This window comes from Bacteroides sp. AF39-11AC, assembly GCF_003474285.1.
Classification (GTDB): domain Bacteria; phylum Bacteroidota; class Bacteroidia; order Bacteroidales; family Bacteroidaceae; genus Bacteroides.
Map to the genome: position 1 here is coordinate 340,633 of NZ_QROH01000001.1, position 20,186 is coordinate 360,818.

9 protein-coding genes are annotated in these 20,186 nt (G+C 41.4%); 7 read left to right on the forward strand and 2 right to left on the reverse strand.

Translation table 11 applies throughout. The features are described from left to right. The first annotated feature begins 29 nt into the window (after positions 1-29). Positions 30-1,835 carry a long-chain fatty acid--CoA ligase gene (locus DW036_RS01135; RefSeq protein ID WP_118461149.1) on the forward strand — a complete coding sequence of 602 codons (1,806 nt, stop codon included), beginning with the start codon at positions 30-32 and terminating at the stop codon, positions 1,833-1,835. Between the two features lie 180 nt (positions 1,836-2,015). After that, positions 2,016-4,034, forward strand: coding sequence for a family 43 glycosylhydrolase (locus DW036_RS01140; RefSeq protein WP_118460641.1), 2,019 nt, complete (start codon positions 2,016-2,018; stop codon positions 4,032-4,034). On the opposite strand, the gene DW036_RS01145 is transcribed toward DW036_RS01140, so the two are convergent. Then, positions 4,028-8,386, reverse strand: a complete 4,359-nt coding sequence (locus DW036_RS01145) for a hybrid sensor histidine kinase/response regulator transcription factor (RefSeq protein ID WP_187374539.1) — start codon at positions 8,384-8,386, stop codon at positions 4,028-4,030. The genes DW036_RS01140 and DW036_RS01145 overlap by 7 nt on opposite strands. Before the next feature lie 288 nt (positions 8,387-8,674). Between DW036_RS01145 and DW036_RS01150 the strand changes: the two genes are divergently transcribed. The 3 genes from DW036_RS01150 to xyl3A all read left to right on the forward strand — a co-directional run bounded on the left by DW036_RS01150 (position 8,675) and on the right by xyl3A (position 16,718). Then, entirely contained in the window at positions 8,675-11,953 is a 3,279-nt protein-coding gene (locus DW036_RS01150) for a TonB-dependent receptor (RefSeq protein WP_118460643.1), read from the forward strand. Positions 11,954-11,976: 23 nt separating this feature from the next. Next, the gene (locus tag DW036_RS01155) at positions 11,977-14,001 is read left to right on the forward strand and encodes a RagB/SusD family nutrient uptake outer membrane protein (RefSeq protein ID WP_118460645.1); all 2,025 of its coding nucleotides are present in this window, start codon (positions 11,977-11,979) and stop codon (positions 13,999-14,001) included. A 128-nt stretch (positions 14,002-14,129) separates the two neighbouring features. Beyond that, the gene (gene xyl3A / locus DW036_RS01160; protein WP_118461153.1) at positions 14,130-16,718 is read left to right on the forward strand and encodes a xylan 1,4-beta-xylosidase; all 2,589 of its coding nucleotides are present in this window, start codon (positions 14,130-14,132) and stop codon (positions 16,716-16,718) included. A gap of 71 nt (positions 16,719-16,789) precedes the next feature. Here the strand turns inward: xyl3A and DW036_RS01165 are convergent, their stop codons facing one another. Further along, the gene (locus DW036_RS01165; protein ID WP_118460646.1) at positions 16,790-18,268 is read right to left on the reverse strand and encodes a glycoside hydrolase family 28 protein; all 1,479 of its coding nucleotides are present in this window, start codon (positions 18,266-18,268) and stop codon (positions 16,790-16,792) included. Positions 18,269-18,456: 188 nt separating this feature from the next. On the opposite strand from DW036_RS01165, the gene DW036_RS01170 reads away from it, so the two are divergent. Together DW036_RS01170 and DW036_RS01175 are read left to right on the forward strand one after the other, a co-directional pair. Next, positions 18,457-19,038, forward strand: a complete 582-nt coding sequence (locus DW036_RS01170; protein WP_118460648.1) for an RNA polymerase sigma-70 factor — start codon at positions 18,457-18,459, stop codon at positions 19,036-19,038. A gap of 67 nt (positions 19,039-19,105) precedes the next feature. Beyond that, positions 19,106-20,044: a FecR family protein gene (locus DW036_RS01175; protein ID WP_118460650.1), complete on the forward strand. Its 939-nt coding sequence runs from the start codon at positions 19,106-19,108 to the stop codon at positions 20,042-20,044. Positions 20,045-20,186 lie beyond the last annotated feature (142 nt).

Below are 20,186 nucleotides of genomic sequence, written 5' to 3' on the forward strand. Positions count from 1 at the left end.
TGCCAGGTATTTACCAATATATGAATAATATGACTTATCATCATTTATCTGTCCTCGTACATCGACGGGCAGAGAAGTATGGCGACAAGGTGGCTCTGAAATACAGGGATTACGAAACGTCGCAGTGGATACCCATTACCTGGAATCAATTCTCACAAACAGTTCGACAAGTTGCGAATGCACTCATAGAGTTAGGAGTGCAGGAGGAAGAAAACATAGGAATCTTTTCTCAGAACAAGCCCGAATGTCTTTATGTGGATTTCGGGGCATTTGCTAACCGTGCAGTGACCATACCTCTGTATGCTACCAGTTCACCTGCACAGGCACAGTACATTATCAATGATGCTCAGATACGTTATATCTTCGTAGGCGAGCAATTCCAGTATGATGCGGCTTTCAGTGTCTTTGGCTTTTGTCAATCGTTGCAGCAATTGATCATCTTCGACCGGGCTGTTGTACGCGACCCTCGTGACATGACTTCCATCTATTTCGACGAGTTCCTGGAAACAGGAAAAGGTTTGCCGAACAACGATATAGTGGAAGAACGTACTTCCCGTGCATCGGATGATGACCTTGCGAACATTCTTTATACATCCGGTACTACTGGTGAACCGAAGGGGGTAATGTTGCATCACTCTAACTATATGGAGGCTTTCCGTATCCATGATATCCGTTTGGTAGACATGAGTGACCAAGATATCTCCATGAACTTCCTTCCCTTGACACATGTCTTCGAGAAAGCATGGACATATCTTTGTATTCATAAAGGCGTGCAGATTTGTATCAACCTCCGTCCGGTGGATATCCAGACTACCATTAAAGAAATCCGTCCGACATTGATGTGCAGTGTTCCCCGTTTCTGGGAAAAAGTGTATGCCGGTGTGCAGGAGAAGATTGCTCAGGAAACAGGCTTGAAGAAAGCTATGATGTTGGATGCCATCAAGGTAGGTAAGATACATAACATCGATTATCTGCGTAAGGGTAAAACTCCGCCGTTGATGAATCAACTGAAATATAAGTTCTACGAAAAGACGGTTTATGCTTTACTGAAAAAGACGATTGGTATTGAGAACGGTAATTTCTTCCCTACTGCGGGAGCTGCCGTACCCGATGAAATCTGTGAATTTGTTCATTCGGTAGGCATCAATATGTTGGTTGGTTATGGTCTGACCGAATCGACGGCTACTGTTTCCTGTTTCCTTAATCAAGGTTATGAAATAGGTTCCGTAGGTACCGTGATGCCTGATGTGGAAGTGAAGATCGGTGAAGAGAATGAAATTCTCCTGCGTGGAAAGACTATCACGAAAGGTTATTATAAAAAAGCGGAAGCTACTGCTGCTGCTATTGATAAGGATGGATGGTTCCATACCGGTGATGCCGGTTATCTGAAAGGTGATCAGCTGTATCTGACTGAACGTATCAAGGATTTGTTCAAGACTTCCAATGGTAAATATATCAGCCCGCAAGCTTTGGAGACGAAACTGGCTATTGATCGTTACATTGATCAGATTGCCATTATTGCCGATCAGCGTAAATTTGTGTCTGCCCTTATTGTTCCGGTCTATGGCTTCGTGAAAGATTATGCCAAGGAGAAAGGGATTGAATATAAGGATATGGAAGAACTGCTGCAGCATCCTAAGGTGATCGGTTTGTTCCGTGCTCGCATAGATACCTTGCAACAGCAGTTTGCACACTATGAGCAAGTGAAGCGTTTTACTCTTTTACCCGAACCTTTCAGTATGGAACGTGGTGAGCTGACTAATACCTTGAAGCTGAAGCGTCCTGTAGTAGCAAAGAATTACAAGGAGCTGATAGATAAGATGTACGAAGAATAAAGAAATAATAAACCTACCTATTGAAAATAGAAACCTCCCGGTTAAGAGTCAGGGCTTTTAATCGGGAGCTTTTTATATATCCGTGTGCCTAAAAAGTGCACGCATATTACTTGTTTGTCCTCTCCCGCCTATCCTGTACCGCGTATATTTGCATCATCACTTTATATTAATTTATGCAAGATGTATAACTTATCTATTACTACAGGAAAAATAGCGGATGGCATTTCCGCATTGTTGATGCTTTGTTGCATGCTCATAGTACAGTCGTGCACCATTCCCGTACAAACTACAATTTCTTTATCATCCGACAATGGAGACGGTACTTATACCAATCCGGTGATTAATGCCGATTATCCCGATCCTGATATTATACGGGTGGGTGAAGACTTTTATATGGTCAGTTCCTCATTCGTTGCTATGCCGGGTATTCCTATCTGCCATTCTAAGGATCTCATTAACTGGCGTATTATAGGGCATGCTTACGATAGCATCACCTTCCGCCCTCAATACCGGATGGAGAATGAACAGACAGCGTATAGTCGTTTGTGTTGGGCTCCTTCCATCAAATATCATGATGGTATCTATTATATAGGAGTTAATATTGCCGATGATGGTTTTGTGATGTTTAAGAGTGATAAACCGGAAGGTCCGTATTCGATGCATAAGTTTGATAAGCGTTTGTATGATCCGGGATTTTTCATCGATGATGACGGTAAGAAATATGTCACACATGGAAAGACAAAGATATACCTGACACGGTTGAAAGATGATGGAACCGGTGTACTTGATCCTGATGATGAGGGTACCTTGATTATTACGGCTTCTAAAGGATATGAATATCTTTTTGAAGGATGCCACACTTATAAAAGAAATGGTTGGTATTATATCTTCAATCCGGCGTTGGGATACAATGGAGTACAGATGATCAGTCGTTCCCGTAATCTTTACGGTCCGTATGAAACCAAGGTTCTGATTGATGATGATATCAATTATGCCGATGCCGGTGTGCATCAGGGCGGATATGTGGAGACACTTGAAGGCGAGTCATGGGCCTATACTTTCCAGGACAGGGATTATGTGGGTAGATGTGTGATGCTGTATCCGATGAGATGGGAAGAGGACTGGCCGGTAGTAGGCCCGGAAGGCAAACCGGGAAAAGGAGTGGTAACTTATAGGAAACCGGCAGTCAAGGCTAAACAGGAGATTACATTTCCTCAACATTCGGATGATTTCAGTACTTCAAAACTGGCTCATGTCTGGGAATTCAATCATGTACCCCGGAAAGATAAATGGAGCTTGACGGATCGTCCCGGTTATTTCAGGATTTATGCGCAGTATGCAAAGGGATTTGAATGGGCACGTAATTCTCTGACACAGAAAGTCTCAGGACCATATAGTACCGGAACTGTTTCGTTAGATTTATCCGGACTTCGTGAGGGTGATTTTGCCGGAAATGGCATTATGGGAAGAGTCATGTACCAACTGGGAGTACGGAAGAAGGTGGATGGCTGTTGGCTTGAACTGAGGCAGGGTGGGAGAGAAGGAGAGATCGTTGTCGATAGTCTTCCTGTCAAAATCGATAAAATATACCTGCGCACTGAAGTAACAAAACAAGGTTCTTTACTGTTTTATTATAGTTTGGATAATCTTGAATATAACCGTTTCGGTCCGGAAGGAGTTTCCAACTTCTGGGGATTCCTGGGTATCCGTCATGCTCTATGCTGTTATAACCTGAATAAAGAGGCTACTGGTGGTTATGCTGATTTTGATTATTTTGAATTAGAAAGTAATCGCAGAGGGAACCACTACGATGCATTTACTGAGATCGACTTTTCTCAGTATGATGATCGTGAAGGGATGAAATTAGTACGCCCGATAGCAAAACGCCCCATGCAGTTTATTTCCGGGATACGGGATGGAAGCTGGCTCGTATTCAATAATATGTACTTTAAACAGAGCCCTCAAAAAGTAACTATTGAGCTTCAGGCAGAAACTCCCGGAACAGTGATTGAGATAAGGGAGGGAAGCGTCGATGGCAAATTGATTGCCACTTGTCCGATAAATCAGAGCCAGATTCTGGGAGAATGGGAGAAGCAGACCTTTGAGGTCAGTGAAGCGGTAAAAGATAAGTCCAAAATTTACTTCTTGTTCCGTGGACAGAGCCAGGGGTTGGCTATAAGGAACTTTATCTTTTACTGATTCAGATTATCCTCCTCGTTATTGATGGAGTTTTTATACTCGCTTGGAGTAACTCCCATGTGCTTTTTAAAGCATCTGCTGAAGTACTTCGGATCGCTGAAGCCAGTCATATAAGCAATTTGGGAGAAGTTGTATACATCACTTCTGATCAGCTGGGCAGCTCTTTTTACGCGAATTTCCCTGATAAAATCTACCGGAGGCATTCCTACAATGGATTTAAGCTTCCGGTAGAAAATACTCCGGCTCAGCAGTAGCTTATTGGCGAAATCGTCGATCACTAAATCCGGATTATCCATTTGCTCTTCCAGGAAATCCATCACTTCTTTCATGAATAGCTTATCATGCGGCATTACTTCGGGTTCCGAAGGAATCCAGTCTTTGGAGTTATTGGTTTCGTTGCTTGCTGATAACTGCTTCAAAAATATTTCCTGTAATTGTTTACGCTTGGTAAACAGGGAAGCAATGCGGGCTTTGAGATACGAAGAGCTGAATGGTTTCGTAATGTAATCGTCGATACCTTGTTCCAAGGCAGTGATGCGGTCGTCCAGTGATGCCTTGGCTGATAGAAGAATGATCGGGATATAACAAATATCTTTATTTTCCTTGATACATTTAATCATTTCCACTCCATCCATGACGGGCATCATCACATCACTGATTATCATATCAGGTATAGCCTCTGATGCGAGTCTCAGACCTTCTTCGCCGTTTGCTGCTTCCAGGATAGTGTATTTCTTTGATAATATATTTCTAAGCAGGCTTCTCAGTTCACGATTATCTTCTACGATCAGAATGGATAGTAGTTCTTCTTCCGAATCTTTTTCCAGTTCTACTATACCATTGTTTGCAGGTGTTGGAATATCTACTGTATTCTCTGAACTATCAGCAAGGATTAATTCGGCTTGTATATCTTTCTCGAATACTTCACGTTCCAAAGGTAAGGTCACACTGAATTCGCTGCCTTTTCCCGGTTGGCTTTTAACCTCTATGTTTCCGTGATGCATATCTACCAATTCTTTGACAAGTGATAAGCCAATTCCTGATGAAGGTTGCAGAATGTTGTTGTTCTTGCTAAGTGTTTCAAAGCGTTTGAAAAGAGAACCTATCTTATCAGGAGCAATGCCGATACCTTCATCAATAATGGAGATCCAGATATGCTGATCCGTTTTCTGTACTACAATCTTTACCGTTTTTCCGGGCAGTGTATATTTGAATGCATTGGATAGCAGGTTGAATACTATTTTTTCCACTTTGTCCCTGTCTATCCATATATATACTTCTTCTTGGTTAGCTTTGAATGTGAAGTCTATCTGTTTTTCTTCGGCAATCAGGCGGAAGTTTTCTGTAATTTTCATCAGGAAGGCAATCAATTCTGTTTGTTCCACCATTACCTTCATCTTCTTGTTCTGTATCTTCCGGAAGTCGAGTATCTGATTGACAAGGCGTAACATGCGTTCCGTATTCTTATGTACGACAGTCAGATGTTCCCGTACGGAAGGAGAAATGGTCTGATCTTCCAGAACCTCACTGACCGGACTGGAAATAAGAGTCAATGGTGTACGTAGTTCGTGTGAAATATCAGTAAAGAATTTCAGTTTGATATTTGATAATTGCTGCTCCATATCCACCTGATGACGCAGGCGATAGATGTAAAAGAAGATATAAAGGATGAGTCCTGTGAGTAAAATGAATGCTGCAAGGTATGCCAGGAAAGCCCAGGGAGTTTCCCAAAAGGTAGGGATAACCTTGATGAAAAGTGTACGTGTATTGTTTACCCATACTCCGTCACTATTTGTCGATTTCACCTGTAGTCGGTATTCGCCGGCAGGCAGATTGATGTAGCTGGCCAGCCTGTTTTTATCACTGTAGTTCCATTCTTTCTCAAGACCTTCCAGGCGGTAAGCATAACGTATATCATCCGGTCTTGTGAAATCCAGCGCAGAGAACTGCACATTGATGTTCCGTTCCGAGGGATGCAAAGCTATTTCTTTCAGATCATCGATAGCGACAGTCGATTTCTTTCCATTGACTTTCAGGTCGGTGAAAACAACTGAAGGCACATAATCACTCTTCTTCATCTGCTCCGGTACTATTTCCAGAATGCCCATATCTGTACCGAAAACTAATTGGTGTTTGGCATTAATGGCTGGGATAGCTTCGGTAAAATTCAGCTTCTGTCTGAGAAATCTTGTATCATAATTCTCAAAAGCTTCTGTCTCTGGATTGAATTTAGACAGAGCATTTTCGGATGCTATCCATAAGTTCTTTTTCGGGTCCTCTATCATGGATAATACCATATCCGAACTTAAGCCTTCTTGCTCGGTATAGTATTGAAATTCAATATTTTCACTGAGCAATGTCCTGGAAGTGATTTTGTTGACTCCTCCGGTAAATGTCAATACGTAGATGGCTTTGCGGCTATCTTCATAGATATGCATAATATCGTTTCCTGTCAGGCTTAAAGGATTGTTCTTATTTTGTATATTCCTGTAGAACTTGATTTCTTCCGGTTGTGCAAAATCGTTTGAAAATGTCAGTAAGCCGAAAGCTGTTCCTATTAGTAATATCCCGTTTTCTGTCCCTGTGATGTAACGTACATTGTGACAAGTGCTGAATGGATAGTTCTGCAGTTTATTCCTATGATTGATGAAGTACACTTTTCCTTCAGGCGTTTGTTGCAGCAGGTTTAGTCCGCCACCATAGCATCCTACCCAGATATTATCGTGGTTATCGGAGTATATAGTGTATACATCATTGTTGCTCAGACTATATATATCTTCGGAGGCGTATGTATAGTTTTGTACGAGATAACTTCCATCACTTTTTTTCGTAAGTTGGAAGAGTCCGTCTCCTTTGGTACCTATCCAAACCGTTCCGTTCTTTCCTTCGCAGATACTGTAAACACTGGCATTAAACGATACTTTGTCTTTACCGATTCTTCCTTGTGGAGACAAATAACCTGCTATGCTGCCATCCGGGTGATATATTCTTACGAATTCACTTTTAGAAGCTACCCATAATCGTTTTAAACTGTCCAAAAGGAAAGCGCGGATTTCAAATCCCCTGTCTACTCCTTTCAGGTTATAGACTTGCGGATAGAAAGACATTTTCTTTATACCCCTGACACTGACAAGCCAGTCGTTCCCTTGTCTGTCCTGGTAGTGGTAGCGAACGAGTGGAGCAAATAATGATTGCGGATTGTCCGGATCAGTATAGAAAGCCTTCAACTCTTTACTTTCTCTGTCATAGTAGCAGAAGTTTCCTTTATGAGGAATCAGCCATAAAGTGCCTTGCTTGTCTTCAAAAATAGTGTTTTTATTCTCTCTACCATAGTTCACTACTTCTTTCTCGGGGGTAAAGAGGTATTGCTTTTCGCCTGTTTCCGGATTATAGCGTATTACTCCGGGAGTTGTAGGGAATATCCATAGTTCTCCCTCTCTGTCTTCGTATATAGAAATCACTTCATTGGAAGGTTGTATAGGTGTACGAATATCGATGGAACGGGAAGTATTGGTGTCCGGATTGAACAAGATGATGCCATTATTGGTAGTTATGGCAAGCAATCCATTAGAGGTTATATCCAAAGAGCTTATTTTGCTGATGGGGCAAGGAAGTTCTATGAATTTCACACTTTCTGTCTGTGGACTGTAATAGGCTACTTTGTCCGAAGCAGAGGCGAGATAGATTCTGCCTTTATATTCCTGGATAAACTGAAATGGGAAATCGCTGTCAATCTTCTTTCTGCCTACAATAGATATACCTTTGTCTGTTAATATCCATTCATCTTTGTCGGAGTCCTGGAAGATCGTGAAGATATGTTCGCCTTTCAGAATACCGTTGAATGTGCTGTAGAGTGTAATTCCTTCTTTCTCCTTATATCTCTTTTCATCTACTCTATAACAATAACCTTTGTCGCATGTCACCCAAGCTATACCTTCTTTGAGGGGAAACACTTTTTGGACAAAGTTTCTCCTTTGCATATCTTTATCTACTGTTTGCAGTACATCATAAAAAATCTCGAGGTGAGTGTCGAATATGTAAGCCTTGCTATCATATGTCTGACACCAGATGTCACCGTATGCGGTTTCTGAGATAAAGGTAATTCGATTGTTGGATAGCGTATATTCTTTATGTGGTGCCGATTTGTAGTTCTTGAATGTATATCCGTCGAACTTATTGAGTCCGTTGCGGGTACAGATCCAGATAAAGCCTTTCTGATCTTGCAAAACAGCCGATGCAATGTCTTGGGGAAGTCCGTTTTCTGCTGTAAAATCAGTGATCTGACAAATGGGTTGTGCCGATGAAAACACCGGTACCATTAAGTATAAGAGGTAGATAATCAGTCGTTTCATAGTATCGTTCTGAATAGTGCAGAACAAATGTATGGAAAAAAGGTAATAAATGAAAAGCATAGGATCTGTTTGACCGAAAAAGCCGATATTTCGCCCGAATTATCCACCCTCTTTCTTCTGTATTTCGAAAAAGTGCACTCTTGCTACCTGATTTTGTTCCATCGCTGTAGTATTAGTTAGCTACTTTTGCAAAGTGAAAGAACAGAATAAATTTAATCATTAACTATTAAAAACACATTACTTATGAATTTTGAAAGACTTGTTCAAAGGACAGCTGCTACTCTTTTAATGAGTATGATCTGCCTTATCTCTCTTGCACAGAGTCGTACTGTTTCAGGTGTTGTGCTCGATAGTCGGGGTGATCCTGTTATCGGTGCAAATATCAGAGTACTAAGCGATGCTTCTATCGGTACGATTACAGACTTGGATGGGAAATTTTCTCTTTCCGTACCGGGTACAGCCAAACAATTGGAAATAAGCTTTATCGGAATGCAGACGCAAACAGTAGCTATTGTTGCGGGACAACCGGTTCATGTGACATTGGCAGAAGATGCCGAAATCTTGGATGAAGTCGTGGTGATCGGTTATCAGACGGTAAAGCGTAAGGATCTTACCGGATCGGTGGCTTCTGTTTCGGGCGAACAAATAGCAGCGATGCCTGTAGCCAATGCTGCCCAAGCTTTGCAAGGTAAGTTGGCAGGTGTAAATGTGACGACACAGGACGGACGTCCCGATGCTGCTGTCTCTATCCGTGTGCGTGGTGGTGGCTCTATCTCACAGAGTAATGATCCTTTGGTGCTGATTGACGGAGTCAGTGGCTCGTTGAGTGATATTCCGGGTGATCAGATAGAGTCGATTGATGTTCTGAAAGATGCCTCATCAACTGCTATTTATGGTGCCCGTGGTGCTAACGGTGTAATTCTTGTGACAACAAAAGGTGCTAAAGAAGGTCGCGTAGTAGTCAGTTACAATGGTTATGCAAAGTTCAATACGCCGACGAAGTATATGGATGCACTCAATCCTTATGATTATCTGGCATATAGCTGGGCCAGTGCTGCTTCGGTTGGTGGTAATAGCTATATGGAACCGTTGGAAAAGCTGTATGGAATAGGTCGTTATACGGATACCAATCCCGGTGGTATAGAAAGCTATCGAAATGTGAAGATGGATAATATCCAGAAAAAGATTTATGGAGATTCTTTCTCTCATAATCATGACCTCTCAGTTACGGGTGGTACTGAAAAGACTAAAGTTTTGTTTGGTGTTAACTATATGGACGAGGATGGTATGAAACTTGCCTCTTATTACAGACGTGCCAATGTTTCATTGAAAGTGAACCAGAAAATAGCCAAGAACCTTGATTTGAGTTTGGATACCCGTTATACCAATATTAAAAAGATGGGTGATGAAGGTATTACAAATGGTAGTGGTTCTGTACTGTCTTCCTCTTATCGTTTCCGTCCGATTGCAACAGAGGACATCTTAGGTGATCTGTCTGCAATGAATGAGGGCATGATTGAAAACTATGCCAAACAGAGTCAGTGGGACAGATACAATCCGGTAAACCGTATTAACGACAAATATGCACCGAATGCCCAGCAGTCATTACGTGGCATTCTCTCGCTGAACTGGGGAATTGTGAAAGGGCTGACTTACCATACAGATTTGTCACTTAGCCAGACATGGAACCAAAATAAAGAGTGGACGGGAGCTATCATAAATAACTATCTGGATGATAATACCGGTGAAGTTCTGTATGCGGGCAATGCTAACCTGGAAAAGAAAAATAGTTGGGGGCTCCGTTGGACAAATACCTTGAGTTATGATTTTACTTTTGGTAAGATACACCGGTTGAATATCCTGGTCGGTCACGAAGTTTCCGATTCGGGAGGTGACGGAATGAAAGCATCGGGAACTTATTTCCCTGCGAACTTTACCAAAGAGAATGCATTTGCTATGATCAATCAATATGACAGTACTAAGGGAATAGGGGATTTTTCTTCAAGTGTTTCTACGCCAAGCCGTATCCTTTCTTTCTTTGGCCGTCTGAACTATAACCTTATGGAACGTTATCTGCTGACGGTTACATTCCGTGCGGATGGTTCTTCTAAATTTGCTCCCAGTAATCGTTGGGGATACTTTCCGGCAGCAGCTTTGGGATGGCGTATGTCTGAGGAAGCATTTTTGAATGATGTGAACTGGTTGGATAACCTTAAACTCCGCGCTTCTTACGGTGAAGTAGGTAATGATGGCATAAACTCCAGCCTTTGGGCGCAAAATTGGGAAGCTACCAGTGATAAAAGATACCAAGGAGCTGTGAATGGAGCCTTCTTGCCTTCTTATTCACTTGCGGCAGATATGGCAAATAAGAATTTGAAATGGGAAACTACGGTTACCCGCAACATCGGTATTGACTTCGGTTTCTTCAATAGTCGCCTGACAGGTACGATTGATGCCTACTGGAATACTACCAAGGATTTGTTGATGAAAACGGCCATTCCAGGCATTACAGGTTTTACTACTACTTATGCCAATGTGGGTCAGACCAGTAACAAAGGTGTTGAAATCGCTCTTCAGGGTGTACTTGTAAAAAACAGAGACTGGAACGTTACAGCCGGTTTTAATATCAACTTCAATCGTGGTAAGGTGGATAAATTGGCCGATAATGTTACCGGACTTTATGGTACGGAATGGGCAAGTTCGTCTACTTTCCCGAAATCAGATTATGTTTTGAAAGAAGGTCGTCCTGTAGGTTTAGTACGTGGTTTGACTGCTGACGGATTCTATACTACCGATGATTTTACCTATGAAAATGGTGTGTATACCCTGAAGAAAGGTGTTCCTGATGTTACTTCCGCTGTCTTTCCTAACTATCACTTGCATAGTGGTATGAACGAACGTCCTGCGGGACAATTGGCTTACCCGGGTATGGCTAAGTTTAAGGATCTCAATGATGATGGTTTTATCAATGATGATGATGTGGATGTTATCGGTGATATGACACCCATTCATACCGGTGGTTTTAATATTAATGCTACTTACAAGAACTTTGACTTAGGTCTGTACTTTAATTGGAGCTATGGCAATGAAATTTATAATGTAAATAAGCTGGCAGCACTTTACGGCTATAAAGAAGGTGCCGTTTATGAGAATAAACTTTCCATTGTAAAAGACTGCTACAAGATTTATGATGTGGTGAATGGCGAGCTGGTAGCATTGACTACTCCGGAACAATTGAACGCTGCCAATGCTAATGCTAAGTTACCGTTGGCTTACAGTGAAAATGGTTATGTATCTACATTGGGTATTGAAGACGGTTCTTATCTGCGTCTGAATACACTGACTTTGGGATATACTTTACCGAAGAGTGTACTTCAAAAAGCCGGCATCAGTAATCTGCGTATTTATGGAAGTATCTATAATGTCTTTACGATTACAGGATATTCCGGCATTGACGCTGAAGTAAGTACGTCTACTTCAACGAAAACTTATCCTCAATTAGGTATGGACTGGGGGACTTATCCGCGTGCCCGTTCATTCGTATTGGGTGTAAATCTTAGCTTCTAACCGTTTAAATAAAAGATGAAATTATGAATAAGTATATAAAAATAGTATTTGCATCAGCCTGTTGTGTCTTGTTTGCACAATGTAGTGACTTTCTGGAAACTTCTTCTCCTTCTAATACTGATGACGAGTTTGTAACTTCCAGTCCCGCAGAAACTCTTAAAACGTTGTCAAGAGCTTATGCACTCTATCGTGAATCGTGTAATGGTGCCTATGACTGGAACGACCACTATCGTTCGGACATTGAATATTTTCCTGAAAATAACACCTCCAATAATGTCAATGCGAAGCTGGTCCCCGAGCAAATTCCTTGTGACCACATGAAAGGTAGTTTCAATGCTTTATATAATGTGATCTCCTATGCTGCAAAGACTGCTGAACTGATTGCGGCTAAAACAGCCTATCAGGATGATATTGCTGCAGGCAGAACTTCTGACTGGACACATCTGAAAGGCGAGGCAGAGACATTGCGTGCATTGTGTTATTTCGATCTGATTAAGCATTGTGGTGATGTACCCTATGGTTATGAGAATAACTATGTGGATGATTACGGATTAACTTCACGTTTTGATATTTATGATGCGTTGATTGAGACACTGAAAACAGTGGAACCGTATATGTATAAAGTAGGTGAGGGAGGGGTGAATGGTGAACGCATTACCCGGACATTTGCTAATGCATTGATTGGCAAGATGGCTCTTTATGCCGGAGGCTACCAAACTATCCGCACTGATATGCCCGAACTTTATGGAAGTGTGCGGTTCGAGACTCTCAGTACAGATACGAAACGTAAATGTGCCTATGCCCGTCGTTCCGATTATAAAAACTATTATGCTATAGCTGAAGACTATTTACAGAAAGCTATTTCAACCAATGCCGGAACTACCAAGTTGGTTACTACGGATGAGCGTAGCTATGCAAATAACCCTTTCCAACGCCATTTTCAGTATGGAATGGATCTTTTGATGAGTCCTGAGGCCATCTTTGAGATTGGCTGTGTACAGAATCAGGCAACAAGCCGTATGTATTGCTATGACTTTGGCCGTGGCTCTAACGGTGGTAATAATACTGCTCCGAATAAAGTATTTGCCGGTATACGCATGGTACCGAGTTTTTATTACGGTGGTTATGACAATGCCGATAAACGTCGTGATGTTAGTGCAGTGGTAACCGGACTGGATGGTAAAGGCAATGAGCTTGCATTTACTTTTAAAGCAGGTGCTAAAGTAGATGGAGGTATTTGCCTGAATAAGTGGGATATCTGTCGCCAGACTCCTTATTTTGTCGGCCCCCAGATGGGTGCAGGTTTCAATATACCGATTATGCGTGTGGCTGATGTTATTTTGATGCTGGCAGAGGTGAAAGCCGGATTGGGTGCAGATACAGAAGCTGTAAGTCTGGTTAACCAGATTCGTGAAAGAGCTTTTGGAAATTCTTCGCATAATATTTCAGGTTTATCCGGTGAAGCTTTGGAAGAGGCTATCTTAATGGAACGGAAATTTGAACTTTTTGGTGAAGGGCATACGAGTTACGATTTGGTGCGGAGTGGAAAGTTTTCACAAAAGGCTATGGAAGTACGTAATGAGATGGCGACTCTTGCCGAAAATCTGAAGACTAAAGGTTATCATGAGTTTGAGAATGGTAATGTATTGCCTGCTTATATTTGGACAAAGCAAGTTGCAGGAGCCAAATTGACTTATGACTGTACGGATGAAAACGATCCGGTACTTTTTCCGGGATGGCGTGGTGTACTGGATTTCTCTCAGTTGGGATTATCAGTTAATGGATCGAACCATAATACAGCTATTAGAGGTTTGTTTGAATATATTGCTCCGGGTAGTGAAACAGCGATTGAGTTAGAAAAAGAGGGATATGTAAAAACAGACTGGGGAAGTACTCTTGCCGCAAATATTGATATTTATTTGAGTAATATCCTTCCGGGCATTACTTCAGAAGAGAGTGTTCCTTGCTATTATTGGGCCATTCCATACGAAACGATCAGTCAATCTAAAGGTAAAGTGACTAATGGCTACGGATTACCACAACAATAATAGGTATTCAGTATAACACTTTGAAAAAAAACTGCAGGATTTCATTTCTATTGGATTTAAAATCTTGCAGTTTTTGTCGTACCATTTCATTCGATATATTATTTTTGTAAAACAATAAAGAAAGTATGATGAAACGAAAATTCTTTTATTTGTTACCTCTTCTGCTACTATCTGGTTGTGGACAAGTATCTTACAAAAACACCTCATTGTCTCCTGAAGAACGTGCAGACCTGTTGGTGAAAGAACTGACACTGGAAGAAAAGGTACAACTCATGATGGATGGTTCCCGTCCCGTGGAACGATTGGGTATAAAACCGTATAATTGGTGGAATGAGGCACTGCATGGGGTTGCTCGTGCAGGGTTAGCTACTGTTTTTCCTCAGCCTATAGGTATGGGCGCATCATTTAGTCCCGAAACGGTATATGATGTATTCACTGCCGTGTCTGATGAGGCGCGTGCCAAGAATACTTATTATTCTTCTAAAGACAGCCGTGAGCGTTATCAGGGATTAACCATGTGGACGCCTACGGTCAATATTTATCGTGACCCGCGTTGGGGGAGAGGTATCGAAACCTATGGCGAAGACCCTTATCTTACAAGCCGGATGGGAGTAATGGTAGTAAAAGGGTTACAGGGCTCTGCAGACGGAAACTATGATAAGTTGCATGCTTGTGCCAAGCACTTTGCCGTACACTCCGGTCCCGAATGGAACCGCCATTCTTTTAATGCAGAGAATATCAAACCTCGCGATTTGTATGAAACATATTTGCCGCCTTTCGAAGCCTTAGTGAAAGAGGGAGAAGTAAAAGAAGTGATGTGCGCTTACAACCGTTTTGAAGGTGAACCTTGTTGTGGCAGCAACCGCTTGTTAATGCAAATCTTACGCGATGAATGGGGGTTTGATGGTATAGTTGTATCCGATTGTGGTGCCATTGCAGATTTTTATAATGACCGTGGACACCACACGCATCCGGACGCTGAGTCTGCTTCTGCCGCAGCTGTAGTGAGTGGTACTGATTTGGAATGTGGTTCCAGCTATAAAGCTTTGGTGGAAAGTGTAAAAAAAGGGTTGATCTCTGAGGAAAAAGTAAATACTTCCGTGAAACGTTTGTTGAAAGCCCGTTTCGAGCTGGGAGAAATGGATGATTTGGAAAAAGTATCCTGGGCAAAAATACCTTTCTCTGTAGTCGCTTCTGCTGCCCATGATTCATTGGCATTGAAAATAGCCCGTAAATCCATGACGTTACTGATGAATAAGGATAACTTCTTGCCGTTGAAGCGTGGAGGACTGACAGTAGCTGTTATGGGACCCAATGCCAATGATTCTGTCATGCAATGGGGAAATTACAATGGAATGCCGCCGCATACCGTAACTATTCTGGATGGAGTACGGAATTTGCTCGGCGCTGATGATAAACTGATTTATGAACAAGGTTGCCCGTGGGTAGAAAGAACCTTGATTCATAGTGCATTCAGCCAATGCAAGTCGGCGGATGGTCCTGGTTTCACTGCCCGTTACTGGAATAATCTGACGCGTGAAGGTAGTCCTGTGACTACTACTCAGGTCACCACTCCTTTCCGTTTCTGCACTTCGGGTGCCACGGTTTTCGCTCCAGGAGTAAATCTGACGGACTTCTCTGCTACTTATAATAGTGTATTTACTCCTGTACAATCCGGAGAAATCGTACTTGAAGTATACTGTTACGGAAACGGGCGTCTTCGTGTAAATGGAGAAGAAGTGAAAGGTTTCTCTAATAAGCATGGTGCCCGTAAAACAACCCATGCCATGAAAGTTCAGGCCGGTCAATCCTATGATATAGAACTCGATTTTGAATATCTTAGAAGTGATGCTCAGCTAAACTTCGATCTTGGTTTCAAGAGAGAAGTCGATATTCAGAAATCCGTTGAGCAAGTGAAGGAGGCAGATATCGTTATTTTTGCGAGTGGCATATCTCCCAGTCTTGAAGGAGAAGAAATGGGAGTCAACCTGCCTGGCTTTAAGAAAGGTGACCGTACGGATATTGAACTTCCGGCAGTTCAGCGTGAACTGATTGATGCTTTGCACCGTGCCGGCAAAAAGATTGTCTTGGTTAACTGCTCCGGATCTCCTATCGGATTGGAACCTGAGACTAAGAAATGTGAAGCCATTTTGCAGGCTTGGTATCCGGGACAACAAGGTGGAACAGCAGTTGCCGAAGTGCTGTTTGGTGATTATAATCCGGCGGGTAGATTACCGGTAACATTCTATCGAAATGTATCTCAGCTTCCTGATTTCGAAGATTATAATATGGTCGGGAGGACTTATAGATACATGCAGGATACCCCGCTGTTCCCATTCGGATATGGGTTGAGTTACACTACTTTCAGTTATGGTAAGGTTATTCTTGATAAGAACGAGGTTACTGCCGGACAAATTTTGAAGTTAACTGTTCCGGTCACAAATACGGGAAAATGTGACGGTGAAGAAGTCGTTCAGGTTTATCTCAAAAAACAAGGTGATGCGGAAGGTCCTGTAAAAACACTACGTGCTTTCAAACGTGTATTTATCCCAGCCGGACAGACTGCTAACATAGAGTTCGATTTGAAAGATAAGGAACTGGAGTGGTGGGATGAACAAACCAATACGGTGAGAGTTTGTTCAGGAACTTATGATATTATGGTAGGTGGCAGTTCAGAGGATGAATCTTTGCAACGAACTTTAGTTACCATAAAATAGTAATAAAGAGTACTTTCAGATTACGCGGGTCACTTAAAGACCCGCGTAATCTGTATATCATCTGTTGGAAGTTATTTTCTCATGATCTGTGTGGAGTCGCAATGAATGATATTCACATTCTCCACATCCTTCTCTATATTTACTACCGGCTGATTGGCAATCGGCTTCTTTGAATGTACATCATTCAGAAATATGCCATTGCATTGTCTGAAGTCGAATGATGGTCCCTCGTCCACTGTAAAGCTGACGTTGTTAAATCGTATATCTGTTGCTGTTTCTGCTTTAAATCCTTGTTCGGCCACCATATTCATATTGGAAAAGGAAAGTTCGGACACAGGCATCTCTTCAATTCCTTTTATATATCCGATTCGTTTTATATCATTTCCTGTGACATTACTCAAATGAATATTGCGGAAGATAGGTGTACGTTCACTTACAGGCTCCACTTTCGATAAACGGTCATAAAATAAGTCGAAGATAAAGGCATCTCCCTGGATATTCTTCATTACAATATTATCTACCCGGATATCTTCTACTACACCACCGCGACCACGGGATGCTTTTAACCGGATACCGGCATTAGTCCCGTCGAATACACAATTGGATATTGCCACTCTTTTTACTCCACCTGACATTTCACTACCGATGACTACTCCACCATGCCCGGAAAGCATAATGCAGTTGGTGATTGTAATGTTCTCACAGGCTTTTCCATATTTACGTCCATCAGCATCACGTCCGGATTTGATGGTGATACAATCGTCCCCAACGCTGATAAAGCAATCGGAGATGCGTACATTCCGACAAGAACTCGGATTGATACCATCCGTATTGGGGCCTTTGGGATCGCTTGACGGATTATTGATAGTAACCCCGTGTATTGTAACGTTATCACAAAATGCCGGATTGATAGTCCAGAAAGGAGAGTTTATAATCTTTACATTCTCGATAAGGATGTTGGTACATTCGTAGAACTGGATAAAGGGCGGGCGGAACATACGGCGTTCCAATGAGGGTTTGTAATAGTCGGATATTTCCAGATATTTATTAGCGTCCACCCACATCTGCTGCAGTTTATCCAAGGCAGGGAGTTTGCCACCGTTTTCTTTTATCACTTTCCGGGTATCAAATTCCCACAGCCACCATTTTAATCCATTTCCATCCAGTGTACCGCGTCCGGAAATGGTTACGTTATCTGCTGAGTGTGCATAAATCAGTGGTGATAAACTTTTCATCACAGTGCCTTCCCAACGTAAGGTGACGAAGGGCAGATAATCCTCAAACTTGTCGGAGAAACGTAAAATGGCACCCGATTCCAAGTACAACGTTATGTTACTTTTCATGTGAATGGTAGCAGTCAGGTAAGTTCCGGCAGGAAAATAAATAGTTCCGCCACCTTCTGAAGCTGCTTTTTCAATGGTTCGGTTGATTAGTTCCGTACAGGATTTGATACCTTTGGTATCTGCTCCCAACTGTTTCATGTCGAATGTGCGGGACATGGCTACCACAGCCACCATTATTCCCACAATAAAAATAGATAAACGTTTCATGGTTTGTCTTATGTTTTTTGATAGTGATAAAATTAAAATACGTGGACAAAAGTACGGAATCATACAGTGCTGAGGGGGGAATATTTGTGTAATAAGGAGTATTTATAGATCGGAATCAACTTTCCTTCTTTCCTTTTTTGCTTAATTAATAGTTTGTGTTATATTTGCTCCCAACTAACGCAGCGGTCATGTCTCCACAAATAGAACATGTTATAGCCTTTAACCAGTTATATGAAGAATATAATCAGCGCTTCATTCGTTTTGCCAGAAGTTACGTTATGGTTGATGAAGTTGCTGAGGATATCGTCAATGACAGTTTTATGTATTATTGGGAAAATAAGCAGGCTATTGATGATCGAAACATATCTGCCTATCTATTGACTGTTGTAAAGCATAAATGCATTAATTATTTAAAGCGTCTCTCTCTGGAAGAGCAAGCTAAATCCTGCTTTCAATCTTTGGAAGAGTGGGAACTTCAACTTAAAATAAGTACCTTGGAAGCATGTAGCCCTGAAAAATTATTGTCAGATGAAATTCAAATGCTGGTTCAGAAAGCATTACGTTCCATGCCCAAGCAAACGCGTGAAGTTCTGATTAGAAGTCGTTATCAATCACAGTCCAATAAAGAAATTGCAGCAGAATTAAATATTTCTGTTAAAGCAGTGGAGTATCATATCACAAAATCATTGAAAATACTACGCATAGTCTTGAAAGATTATTTCCCCATCTGGTTGCTTTATTTTCAAGGCGATTCCATTAGGCTTTATTAACAGTAATATTATAGAAACTGATTAGGGTTTAAAAACTATTGTTTGCTTTTAATATAAAAGGGACAATATGGAAAAAGAAACTCTATACAGATTTTTTGCGGGATCAGCTTCTGACGCGGAGAAGGTGATTATTAAATTATGGTTGGAAGAAGACGCTGCCAATCAACAGGTGTTTTTGAAAGAACGCTCATTTTATGATGCGGTGATGTTGGCTGATGAGAAACAATTTGCCGCAAAACGCCTTCCATATTATAATTTCAAGAAACAGGTAAGGCAAACTATGAAGTGGGCAGCTGTCATCCTGGTTGCATTCATCTCTGGTTATATGTTTTTTGATGCCAAGTATGGTTCATTTGAGGCGGCTTTCAATACAATTACTGTTCCTCCCGGACAACGTGTAAATTTATCTCTTTCAGACGGTACGAAGGTTTGCTTAAATGCAGGTTCTACATTTACTTATCCCTCACTTTTTGCAGGTAATATGCGTAATGTGAAACTGAGTGGTGAGGCTTTCTTTGAAGTTTCCACTAATAAGGAGAAGCCGTTTGTAGTGCATACCAATGTATGTGACGTAGAGGTACTCGGTACAAAATTTAATGTGGATGCATATGATAAGGAGAATACCTTTTCTGCAGCTTTGATGGAAGGTAAGATAAAAGTAAAAAATAAGATTAATCCTTCCAATGTGGTTCATCTCTCTCCCAATCATAAGGTGACTTTGTCTCAGGGAAAATTAGCTGTAAGTGATATCTCTGATTATGATATTTATCGATGGAAAGATGGACTTATCTGTTTTACCAATCTAAACTTTATCGATCTGATGAGGCGGATAGAAAAATACTATGGAATCAAACTTGTCATTGAAAATCAGTCCTTATCCAAACACTCCTTCAGTGGTAAATTCCGTATTTCCGATGGCATAGAGAACTTGTTACGTGTGATCCAAAAGGACGTTAAATATCGGTATACCCGTTCCGAAGATGGTAATACGATTTATATCAAATAATTTTAAAATCTTTTAAAACGATTCTGCCTATGGAGAAGGAATAAACTATAATGGATAGAGAAAGTAATTTCTCCAGTTATATGCTAATACGTTTTTTTGTATAACCTTTTAAAAGTACAAATGTATGAAACACACATTAAAG

What these genes read in the sequence shown, in the direction of transcription:
- DW036_RS01145 (WP_187374539.1), bottom strand. Translation starts at nt 8,386, where the DNA reads ATGAAACGACTGATTATCTACCTCTTATACTTAATGGTACCGGTGTTT.
- DW036_RS01155 (WP_118460645.1), top strand. Translation starts at nt 11,977, where the DNA reads ATGAATAAGTATATAAAAATAGTATTTGCATCAGCCTGTTGTGTCTTG.
- xyl3A (WP_118461153.1), top strand. Translation starts at nt 14,130, where the DNA reads ATGAAACGAAAATTCTTTTATTTGTTACCTCTTCTGCTACTATCTGGT.
- DW036_RS01165 (WP_118460646.1), bottom strand. Translation starts at nt 18,268, where the DNA reads ATGAAACGTTTATCTATTTTTATTGTGGGAATAATGGTGGCTGTGGTA.
- DW036_RS01140 (WP_118460641.1), top strand. Translation starts at nt 2,016, where the DNA reads ATGTATAACTTATCTATTACTACAGGAAAAATAGCGGATGGCATTTCC.
- DW036_RS01150 (WP_118460643.1), top strand. Translation starts at nt 8,675, where the DNA reads ATGAGTATGATCTGCCTTATCTCTCTTGCACAGAGTCGTACTGTTTCA.
- DW036_RS01170 (WP_118460648.1), top strand. Translation starts at nt 18,457, where the DNA reads ATGTCTCCACAAATAGAACATGTTATAGCCTTTAACCAGTTATATGAA.
- DW036_RS01135 (WP_118461149.1), top strand. Translation starts at nt 30, where the DNA reads ATGACTTATCATCATTTATCTGTCCTCGTACATCGACGGGCAGAGAAG.
- DW036_RS01175 (WP_118460650.1), top strand. Translation starts at nt 19,106, where the DNA reads ATGGAAAAAGAAACTCTATACAGATTTTTTGCGGGATCAGCTTCTGAC.